This is a genomic window from Alphaproteobacteria bacterium, assembly GCA_017308135.1.
In the GTDB taxonomy this organism is placed as follows: Bacteria; Pseudomonadota; Alphaproteobacteria; order CACIAM-22H2; family CACIAM-22H2; genus Tagaea.
Genome location: JAFKFM010000016.1, coordinates 119,515 through 128,505, shown reverse-complemented (window position 1 = coordinate 128,505; position 8,991 = coordinate 119,515). Strand labels below are relative to the sequence as shown.

Annotated in this window: 20 protein-coding genes; all 20 read left to right on the top strand. The window is 65.1% G+C overall.

The annotated features are described in order from the left end of the window. Positions 1-189 (top strand): elongation factor Tu (tuf, locus tag J0H39_25630; GenBank protein MBN9500146.1); only part of this gene is annotated, 189 nt, incomplete at its 5' end. Positions 190-264: 75 nt separating this feature from the next. Next, on the top strand, positions 265-573 hold the full coding sequence (gene rpsJ, locus J0H39_25625; protein ID MBN9500145.1) for a 30S ribosomal protein S10: 309 nt from the start codon (positions 265-267) through the stop codon (positions 571-573). A gap of 25 nt (positions 574-598) precedes the next feature. Then, entirely contained in the window at positions 599-1,282 is a 684-nt protein-coding gene (rplC, locus tag J0H39_25620) for a 50S ribosomal protein L3 (protein ID MBN9500144.1), read from the top strand. A gap of 17 nt (positions 1,283-1,299) precedes the next feature. Then, positions 1,300-1,920, top strand: coding sequence for a 50S ribosomal protein L4 (gene rplD, locus J0H39_25615; protein MBN9500143.1), 621 nt, complete (start codon positions 1,300-1,302; stop codon positions 1,918-1,920). Continuing rightward, entirely contained in the window at positions 1,917-2,237 is a 321-nt protein-coding gene (locus tag J0H39_25610; protein ID MBN9500142.1) for a 50S ribosomal protein L23, read from the top strand. The genes rplD and J0H39_25610 overlap by 4 nt, the downstream gene beginning before the upstream one ends. A gap of 16 nt (positions 2,238-2,253) precedes the next feature. Continuing rightward, positions 2,254-3,081 (top strand): 50S ribosomal protein L2, encoded by an 828-nt coding sequence (rplB, locus tag J0H39_25605; protein MBN9500141.1) that lies wholly within the window; start codon positions 2,254-2,256, stop codon positions 3,079-3,081. 11 nt (positions 3,082-3,092) lie between these two features. After that, positions 3,093-3,380, top strand: a complete 288-nt coding sequence (gene rpsS / locus J0H39_25600; protein ID MBN9500140.1) for a 30S ribosomal protein S19 — start codon at positions 3,093-3,095, stop codon at positions 3,378-3,380. A gap of 2 nt (positions 3,381-3,382) precedes the next feature. Further along, positions 3,383-3,796, top strand: a complete 414-nt coding sequence (gene rplV, locus J0H39_25595) for a 50S ribosomal protein L22 (protein ID MBN9500139.1) — start codon at positions 3,383-3,385, stop codon at positions 3,794-3,796. A 9-nt stretch (positions 3,797-3,805) separates the two neighbouring features. Then, entirely contained in the window at positions 3,806-4,483 is a 678-nt protein-coding gene (gene rpsC / locus J0H39_25590) for a 30S ribosomal protein S3 (protein ID MBN9500138.1), read from the top strand. Between the two features lie 18 nt (positions 4,484-4,501). Next, positions 4,502-4,921, top strand: a complete 420-nt coding sequence (gene rplP, locus J0H39_25585; GenBank protein MBN9500137.1) for a 50S ribosomal protein L16 — start codon at positions 4,502-4,504, stop codon at positions 4,919-4,921. Between the two features lie 2 nt (positions 4,922-4,923). Next, positions 4,924-5,145, top strand: a complete 222-nt coding sequence (rpmC, locus tag J0H39_25580) for a 50S ribosomal protein L29 (protein ID MBN9500136.1) — start codon at positions 4,924-4,926, stop codon at positions 5,143-5,145. A 20-nt stretch (positions 5,146-5,165) separates the two neighbouring features. Continuing rightward, complete coding sequence (rpsQ, locus tag J0H39_25575; protein ID MBN9500135.1) at positions 5,166-5,405, top strand: 30S ribosomal protein S17; 240 nt, start codon at positions 5,166-5,168, stop codon at positions 5,403-5,405. A gap of 24 nt (positions 5,406-5,429) precedes the next feature. Then, on the top strand, positions 5,430-5,798 hold the full coding sequence (gene rplN, locus J0H39_25570; protein ID MBN9500134.1) for a 50S ribosomal protein L14: 369 nt from the start codon (positions 5,430-5,432) through the stop codon (positions 5,796-5,798). Next, positions 5,798-6,106, top strand: coding sequence for a 50S ribosomal protein L24 (gene rplX / locus J0H39_25565; GenBank protein ID MBN9500133.1), 309 nt, complete (start codon positions 5,798-5,800; stop codon positions 6,104-6,106). Before rplN ends, rplX begins: the two co-directional genes overlap by 1 nt. A gap of 5 nt (positions 6,107-6,111) precedes the next feature. Beyond that, positions 6,112-6,654 carry a 50S ribosomal protein L5 gene (gene rplE / locus J0H39_25560; GenBank protein ID MBN9500132.1) on the top strand — a complete coding sequence of 181 codons (543 nt, stop codon included), beginning with the start codon at positions 6,112-6,114 and terminating at the stop codon, positions 6,652-6,654. A gap of 19 nt (positions 6,655-6,673) precedes the next feature. Further along, positions 6,674-6,979 (top strand): 30S ribosomal protein S14, encoded by a 306-nt coding sequence (gene rpsN, locus J0H39_25555; protein MBN9500131.1) that lies wholly within the window; start codon positions 6,674-6,676, stop codon positions 6,977-6,979. Between the two features lie 18 nt (positions 6,980-6,997). Beyond that, positions 6,998-7,396, top strand: a complete 399-nt coding sequence (gene rpsH / locus J0H39_25550; GenBank protein ID MBN9500130.1) for a 30S ribosomal protein S8 — start codon at positions 6,998-7,000, stop codon at positions 7,394-7,396. A 16-nt stretch (positions 7,397-7,412) separates the two neighbouring features. Beyond that, positions 7,413-7,949 carry a 50S ribosomal protein L6 gene (gene rplF, locus J0H39_25545; protein MBN9500129.1) on the top strand — a complete coding sequence of 179 codons (537 nt, stop codon included), beginning with the start codon at positions 7,413-7,415 and terminating at the stop codon, positions 7,947-7,949. A gap of 12 nt (positions 7,950-7,961) precedes the next feature. Then, a complete protein-coding gene (rplR, locus tag J0H39_25540) occupies positions 7,962-8,330 on the top strand; it encodes a 50S ribosomal protein L18 (GenBank protein MBN9500128.1) in 369 nt (122 codons plus the stop codon). Positions 8,331-8,355: 25 nt separating this feature from the next. Next, a complete protein-coding gene (gene rpsE, locus J0H39_25535; GenBank protein ID MBN9500127.1) occupies positions 8,356-8,988 on the top strand; it encodes a 30S ribosomal protein S5 in 633 nt (210 codons plus the stop codon). Positions 8,989-8,991 lie beyond the last annotated feature (3 nt).

Sequence of the window (8,991 nt, the reverse complement as noted above, 5' to 3'; positions counted from 1 at the left end):
TTCCGCACGACGGACGTGACGGGCATGGTGCACCTGCCGGAAGGCACGGAGATGGTGATGCCGGGCGACAACGTCGCCATGGAAGTTCACCTGATCGCGCCGATCGCGATGGACGAAGGCCTGCGCTTCGCCATCCGCGAGGGTGGGCGTACCGTCGGCGCCGGCGTCGTCGCCAAGATCATCGAGTAGTAGAGAGATAGTCTTCCGGCACGAAAGGCGGCGGCTTCGGCCGCCGACCTCGGCGCCAGAAAACAGGAAAACGAAATGGTGAATCAGAGCATCCGCATCCGGCTCAAGGCGTTTGACCATCGCGTCCTCGATCAATCGACGGGCGAGATCGTCAACACCGCCAAGCGCACGGGCGCCCAGGTCCGCGGGCCGATCCCGCTGCCCACGCGCATCGAGCGCTTCACGGTCAACCGGAGCCCCCACATCGATAAGGAAAGCCGCGAGCAGTTCGAAATCCGGACGCATCGCCGGCTTCTGGATATCGTGGACCCCACGCCGCAGACGGTCGACGCGCTGATGAAGCTCGACCTCGCCGCCGGCGTGGACGTCGAGATCAAGCTCTGAGCCGGACGCGAGGGAGTATCTAGCCATGCGTACGGGTATCATCGCAAAGAAGGTGGGCATGACCCGCCTGTTCGCCGAAGACGGCAGCCACGTCCCCGTGACGGTGCTCTCGCTCGACGGCTGCCAAGTCGTCGCGGTCCGCACGAAGGAGAAGGACGGCTACACGGCCGTTCAGCTCGGTGCTGGCAAGGCGAAGGTCAAGAACGTCGGCAAGCCGATGCGCGGCCACTTCGCCAAGGCGAAGGTCGAGCCGAAGCTGAAGCTCGCGGAATTCCGCGTCGCCGCCGACAAGCTGCTCGACGTGGGCGCCGAAATCGCGGCCGACCATTTCGTCATCGGGCAGTTCGTCGACATCGCGGGCCACGCGACCGGTAAGGGCTTCCAGGGCGTCATGAAGCGCTGGAACTTCCGCGGTCTCGAAGCCACGCACGGCGTGTCGATCAGCCATCGTAGCCACGGTTCGACGGGTCAGCGTCAGGATCCGGGTCGTACGTTCAAGGGCAAGAAGATGGCCGGCCACATGGGCACGGACCGCGCAACGGTCCAGTCGCTCAAGGTCATCGCCACCGACGCCGAGAAGGGTCTCGTGATGGTCAAGGGTGCGGTACCCGGCCAGGCGGGTCACTGGGTGCTGGTGTCGGATGCGGTCAAGCGCAAGCTTCCCAAGGAAGCCCCGCTGCCCGCCGGCCTGCGCAAGTCCGCGGCCTGACGGTAGGGAATCGAACGATGAAGATCGCGGTCAAAAATCTCGACAACGCGCAGGCGGGCGAAATCGACCTCGCCGACGACGTGTTCGGCCTGGAGCCTCGCCAGGATATTCTGGCGCGTATGGTTCGCTGGCAGCTCGCCAAGCGCCGTGCGGGTACGCACGACACGAAGGAAATCGGCGAAATCTCCGGCACCAGTAAGCGGCCGTGGGCGCAGAAGGGCTCGGGCCGCGCGCGCCAGGGTTCGACGCGTTCCCCGCAATGGCGCCACGGCGCCGTGATCTTCGGGCCGACGCCGCGCAGCCACGCGCATGATCTGCCCAAGAAGGTGCGCAAGCTCGCCCTCAAGACGGCGCTTTCGACCAAGGCCAAGGAAGGCAAGCTGATCGTCCTCGATCAGGCGAAGCTGTCCGCCGCCAAGACGAAGGATCTGTCGGCGAAGTTCGCCAAGCTCGGCATCTCGGCGGCGCTGTTCGTCGACGGCGCCACGCTGGACGACAATTTCGCCAAGGCGGCGCGCAACATCCCGCATATCGACGTGCTCCCGGTTCAGGGTGCGAACGTCTACGACATCCTCCGCCGCGATACGCTCGTGCTCACGCGCGACGCCGTCGCCGCTTTGCAGGAGCGCCTGAAGTGAACAGACACGCCAAGCCCGGCAAGTTTCCGAAGGACGCGCTGTACGGCGTGATTCTTTCGCCCGTGATCACCGAGAAGGCGACGCGCGGTTCGGAATTCAACCAGATCACCTTCAAGGTGCGTCTGGATGCGCCCAAGCCGCTGATCAAGGCGGCCGTCGAAGGCTTGTTCTCGGTCAAGGTGAAGGCCGTGAACACCGCCGTCATGAAGGGCAAGACCAAGGTTTTCCGCGGCCGCGCGGGTCTGCGTTCGGACTGGAAGAAGGCGATCATCACGCTCGCCGAAGGCCAGTCGATCGACGTCACGCAGACGATCTGACGGGGAACAGGCAACTATGGCCCTCAAATCATTCAAGCCGATCACGCCGGGTCTGCGCCAGGTCGTCCTGGTCGACAAATCCGACCTTTGGAAGGGCGCCCCGCATAAGGGCCTCGTCGAAGGTCTGTCGAAGACGGGCGGTCGCAACAATCTCGGTCGCATCACGACCCGCCATCATGGCGGCGGTGCGCGCAAGCAGTACCGCGTCGTCGATTTCAAGCGCACCAAGCGCGACATCGAAGCGAAGGTCGAGCGCATCGAATACGATCCGAACCGTTCGGCGTATATCGCGTTGGTGAAGTACACGGACGGCGAGTTCGCCTACATCCTGGCGCCGCAGCGCCTGGCCCCGGGCGATGTCGTCGTCGCCGGCGACAAGGCGGACATCAAGCCGGGCAACGCGCTGCCGTTGCGCAACATCCCGGTCGGCACGGTCGTGCATAACGTCGAGCTCAAGGTCGGCCGCGGCGGTCAGCTCGCGCGTTCGGCCGGCACCTACGTGCAGCTCGTCGGCAAGGACCAGGGCTACGCCATTCTGCGCCTTTCGTCGGGCGAACTGCGCAAGGTCTCGGCCGATGCCTGGGCCTCGATCGGCGCGGTGTCGAACCCCGACAATCAGAACGTCAAGATCGGCAAGGCCGGTCGCTCGCGCTGGATGGGCATCCGCCCGACGGTTCGCGGCACCGCCATGAACCCGATCGACCACCCGCACGGCGGCGGCGAAGGCCGTACGAAGGGCGGGCGCCATCCGGTTACCCCTTGGGGTAAGCCGACCAAGGGTTACAAAACCCGTCACAACAAGTCGACGGACCGTCTCATCGTCCGTCGTCGTAACGCGAAGTAAGGAGGAGAACCGTGTCGCGCTCGGTTTGGAAGGGTCCATTCGTCGATGGATACCTCCTCAAAAAAGCGGAAAAGACCCGTTCCTCGGGTCGCAACGAGATCATCAAGATCTGGTCGCGCCGCTCGACGATCATCCCGCAATTCGTGGGCCTGACCTTTGGCGTCTATAACGGGCACAAGTTCCTGCCCGTTCTGGTCACCGAGAACATGGTCGGCCACAAATTCGGCGAATTCTCTCCCACCCGCACGTTCCACGGCCACACGGCCTCGGGCGGCGACAAGTCGGCCGAGAGGAAGTAGCCATGTCGAAACCCTCTCGTCCCCGGTCGCTCAAGGAAACCGAAGCGCGCGCCATCCTGCGCACGATCCGGATTTCCCCGCGCAAGCTGAACGTGGTCGCCGAACTGATCCGCGGCAAGGCCGCGCAGACGGCGCTGGCCGAGCTCACCTTCTCGAAGCGCCGCATCGCCGGCACGGTCAAGAAGGTGCTGCAGGCCGCGATCGCCAACGCCGAGAACAACCATCAGCTCGACGTCGACCGTCTGGTCGTCGCCGAAGCGCATGTCGGCAAGTCGATCCAGATGCGTCGCTTCCACGCCCGCGGCCGTGGCCGTTCGGCGTCGATCGTCAAGCCGTACAGCCATCTCACGGTGATCGTGCGCGAGCGCGCCGCCGAAGCCAAGGCGAAGGCTGAAAAGCCCGCCAAGGCCGCCTGAGGAGTCGCCATGGGTCAGAAAATCAATCCGATCGGTCTGCGCGTCGGCATCAACCGCACCTGGGATTCGCGCTGGTTCGCGGATCGCCGGTACAGCGCGATGCTGCACGAAGATCTGCGTCTGCGCGAGTGGCTGCAGGACAAGCTGATGCAGGCGGGCGTGAGCCGCGTCGTCATCGAGCGTCCGGCGAAGAAGGCGCGCATCACGCTGCACACCGCCCGACCGGGCGTGGTGATCGGCAAGAAGGGCGCGGACATCGAAAAGCTGCGCTCGGAAGTCGCCAAGCTCACGAAGGCCGAGGTCAGCCTCAACATCGTCGAAATCCGCAAGCCGGAAATCGACGCGCGTCTGATCGCCGAAAACATCGCCCAGCAGCTGGAGCGCCGCGTGGCCTTCCGCCGCGCGATGAAGCGCGCGGTTCAGTCGGCGATGCGCTTGGGCGCGCTCGGCATCCGGATCAACTGCTCGGGCCGTCTGGGCGGCGCTGAAATCGCGCGTATCGAGTGGTATCGCGAAGGCCGCGTGCCGCTGCACACGCTGCGCGCCGAGATCGATTTCGGCACGGCGACGGCCAAGACGACCTACGGCACGTGCGGTGTGAAAGTTTGGGTGTTCAAGGGCGAGATCATGGCCCACGACCCGATGGCGCAGGACAAGCGCGCCATGGAACAGCAGCCCGCGCGCTAAGGATAGGACGCAAGAACCATGCTTTCTCCGAAGCGCACCAAATTCCGCAAGGCGCATAAGGGCCGTATCCACGGCAACGCCAAGGGCGGTTTCACGCTGAATTTCGGCGCCTACGGCCTCAAGGCCCTGGAACCGGAACGCGTGACCGCGCGCCAGATCGAAGCGGCCCGCCGCACGATCACGCGCCACCTGAAGCGCGCCGGCCGCGTGTGGATCCGCGTGTTCCCGGATGTGCCCGTGTCGCGCAAGCCCGCCGAAGTCCGCATGGGTTCCGGCAAGGGTTCGCCCGAATTCTGGGTGGTCCGCATCAACCCGGGCCGCATCCTGTTCGAGATCGACGGCGTGCCGAAGAACATCGCCGAAGAGGCGTTCGTTCTGGCCGCCGCCAAGCTGCCCATCAAGACGCGCATCGTGACGCGTCTGGGCGACGAGGCCTGACCATGACGAAGCCCGCCGATTTCCGCGCCAAGACGGACGACCAGCTGAAGGATCAGCTGGGCGACCTGCGCAAAGAGCAGTTCAACCTGCGTTTCCAGAAGGCCTCCGGCCAGCTCGAGAACGTGGCGCGCGTGCGCACCGTTCGCCGCGACATCGCGCGGATCGAGACGCTGCTGGCCGAACGCGCTCGCGGCACGGCGAAAACCGCCGCGGCCAAGGCCTGAGGAAGAGGACGAGAGAAGACATGCCCCGTCGCATTCTCCAAGGCGTGTGCACCTCCGACGCGATGGACAAGACCGTCACGGTCCGTGTCGAACGCCGCGTCATGCACCCGATCTACAAGAAGTTCATCGTGCGCTCGAAGAAGTATCTGGCGCATGACGAGACGAACCGCATCAAGGAAGGCGACGTCGTGCGCATCCGCGAATGCCGGCCGCTTTCCAAGCGCAAGTGCTGGGAAGTCGTCGACGGCACCGCCGCCTGACGTCAGCATCGAAGGACTGAAACCATGATCCAGATGCGCACCAACTTGGAAGTCGCCGACAACTCGGGCGCGCGCCGCGTCCAGTGCGTCAAGGTGCTCGGCGGCTCCCAGCGCAAGACGGCTTCGATCGGCGACATCATCGTCGTGTCGGTCAAGGAAGCGATTCCGAAGGGCCGCGTGAAGAAGGGCGACGTGCACAAGGCGGTGATCGTGCGGACCTCGAAAGAGATCCGCCGCGCCGACGGCTCGTCGGTGCGCTTCGACCGCAACGCGGCCGTGCTGATCAATAAGGAAGGCGAACCCATCGGGACGCGTATCTTCGGGCCCGTCACGCGCGAGCTGCGCGGCAAGGGCTACATGAAGATCATCTCGCTGGCGCCGGAGGTGCTGTGATGAAGGTCCGTAAAGACGACGAAGTCGCCGTCCTGACCGGCCGCGAGAAGGGCAAGACGGGCAAGATCGTGAAGGTCTTCCCGGACGACGAGACGGTGCTGATCCAGGGCGTGAATATGGTCAAGCGCCATACGCGTCCGACGCAGGGCCGTCCGGGCGGGATCGTGGAAAAGGAAGCCCCGATCCACGTCTCGAACGTCGCCTTGATCGACCCCAAGGACCGTAAGCCGACGAAGGTCGGCTACAAGACCGTCGACGGCCGCAAGCTCCGCTTCGCGCGCCGGTCCGGCGAAATGATCGATCGGTGATAGCCATGACGACCCGTCTTCAGGAAAACTATCAGTCGGCCGTGCGTCCCGCGCTCATGAAGGAGTTCGGGTACAAGAGCCCCATGCAGGTTCCCAAGATCGAGAAGATCGTGGTGAACATGGGCGTGGGCGAAGCCGCGCACGACGCCAAGAAGCTCGAAGCCGCCGTCGCCGAACTCTCGGCGATCACCGGCCAGAAGCCGCAGGTCATCCGCGCGCGCAAGGCGATCGCGAACTTCAAGCTGCGTCGCGGCCTGCCGATCGGCGCGAAGGTCACCCTTCGCGGTGCGCGCATGTACGAGTTCCTCGACCGTCTGGTGAACATCGCCCTGCCGCGCGTGCGCGACTTCCGCGGGCTGTCGGGCCGTTCCTTCGACGGCCGCGGCAACTACGCGCTCGGCATCAAGGAGCAGATCGTGTTCCCGGAAATCAACTACGACCGCATCGACGCGGTCCGGGGCATGGACATCATCATCGTCACGACGGCGAAGTCCAACGAGGAAGCCAAGGCGCTTCTGAAGGGCTTCAACATGCCGTTCTACAACTGACCGCCCGGAGCCTTTAGACATGGCCAAAAAGAGTTCGGTCGAGAAGAACAAGCGCCGCGAGCGCCTGGCGAAGCAATACGCCGGCAAGCGCGCGCGCCTGAAGGAAGCGGCGGCCGACGAGTCGCTGTCGGCGGAAGAGCGTTTCGAGGCGCGCATCAAGCTCGCCGAACTTCCGCGCAACTCCTCGCCGACGCGCATTCGTCTGCGTTGCGAGCTCACCGGCCGCCCGCGCGGCAACTACCGCAAGTTCAAGCTTTGCCGCATCAAGCTGCGCGAACTGGCCTCGGTCGGCCAGATCCCCGGCATGGTCAAGTCGAGCTGGTAAGAGAGAAGGAATTCGGACATGGCGATGAGCGACCCCTTGGGCGACATGCTTTCGCGCATCCGCAACGCGCAGTCGCAGCGCAGTGCGGCGGTCGACGTTCCGGCGTCGAAGTTGCGTGCCAACGTGCTCGACGTGCTGGCGCGTGAAGGTTACATCCGCGGTTACGCGTCGGTCGACGCCAAGAAGAGCGTTCCGTTCTTCTCGGTCGAGCTGAAGTACAACGAAGGCGAGCCTGTGATTAAGGAAATCGCCCGCGTGTCGAAGCCCGGACGGCGCGTTTACGCGAAGATCAAGGATCTGCCGAAATTCTACGGCGGCCTTGGCATTTCGATCCTGTCCACGCCGCGTGGCGTGATGTCGGACGGCGAGGCCCGCGCCCAGAACGTGGGCGGCGAAGTCCTCTGCACCGTATTCTGATCGGGGAGCCGGCAACATGTCTCGTATCGGAAAAGCGCCGGTCGCCGTCCCTCAGGGCGTGACCGTCGAAGTCAAAGGCCAGAACGTCGTTGTCGCGGGCAAGGCGGGGCGCCAGTCGCTCACGCTGCATCGCGAAGTCTCGGCGAAGCTGGATGGCGGCAAGGTGATCTTCCTGCCGCTCAGCCAGTCGAAGCAGGCGCGCTCCGCATGGGGCACGTCGCGCGCGTTGGTCGCCAACATGGTCAAGGGCGCCCAGACGGGCTTCTCCCGCGATCTGGAGATCAACGGCGTCGGCTTCCGCGCCGACGTTCAAGGCAAGAACCTGGTCCTCAAGATCGGTTTCAGCCACGAAGTGATCTATCCGATCCCGGAAGGGATCACGATCAAGGTCGGCGACAAGAACGTCCTTCTGACCGTTTCCGGCGCGGATCGCCAGAAGGTCGGTCAGGTCGCTTCCGAAATCCGCGCCTTCCGCCGCCCTGAGCCCTACAAGGGCAAGGGCATCAAGTACGCGGATGAGACCATCCGCCGCAAGGAAGGCAAGAAGAAGTAAGGAACCCGCGCCATGGCGATTCAAAAAGCGAAACAGATGCATGTGCGCCGCACGGCGCGCGTGCGCTTGGCGCTCCGCCGCAAGGCTGGCGGGCGCGTGCGGTTGTCGATTTTCCGCTCGTCCAAGCACATTTACGCCCAGATCATCGACGACACGGCGGGCAAGACCCTCGCCGCGGCGTCGAGCCTGGACAAGGAGTTGAAGTCCGGCGGCACGAAGGGCGCGGATCTCGCGGCGGCGAAGGCCGTGGGCGAGCTTCTGGCCAAGCGCGCGGTTGCGGCCGGCGTCAAGGAAGTCGCGTTCGACCGCGGCGGTTACCGTTATCACGGGCGCGTCCGCGCGCTTGCCGACGGGGCCCGCGAGGGCGGTTTGGCGTTCTGATCTGAATTCGAGGAAGGCACTTCATATGGCACGCAAGGGCGGAGAAGGCGGCGGCGAAGATCGGCGTCGCGGGCGCGGCGAAGGCGAAGGCCGGGGCCGGGGCCGCGATCGCGGTGGCGATCGCGCGGAGCGCGATGAGGCCGAACTGGTCGAGAAGCTGGTCGCAATCAACCGTGTCGCGAAGGTCGTGAAGGGCGGTAAGCGCTTCGGCTTCGCGGCGATCGTCGTCGTCGGCGACGGCAAGGGCAAGGTCGGGTACGGCACGGGCAAGGCCCGCGAAGTCCCGGAAGCGATCCGCAAGGCGACCGAATACGCCAAGCGCGCGATGGTTCGCGTTCCGCTGCGCGAAGGCCGCACGCTGCACCACGACGTGCGCGGCCATTTCGGCGCGGGCAAGGTCGTGCTGCGCGCGGCCGAACCGGGTACCGGCATCATCGCCGGCGGCCCGATGCGCGCCATTTTCGAAAGCCTGGGCGTGCAGGACGTCGTCGCGAAGTCGACGGGCACGTCCAACCCGCACAACATGATCAAGGCGACGTTCGACGCCTTCACGCACATGGCGAGCCCGCGCAGCGTGGCCGCCAAGCGCGGGAAGAAGATCGGCGACATCGTCGGCCGCCGCGAAGGCGACGGCACGGCCGCCGCCGCGACCGCCTAAAAA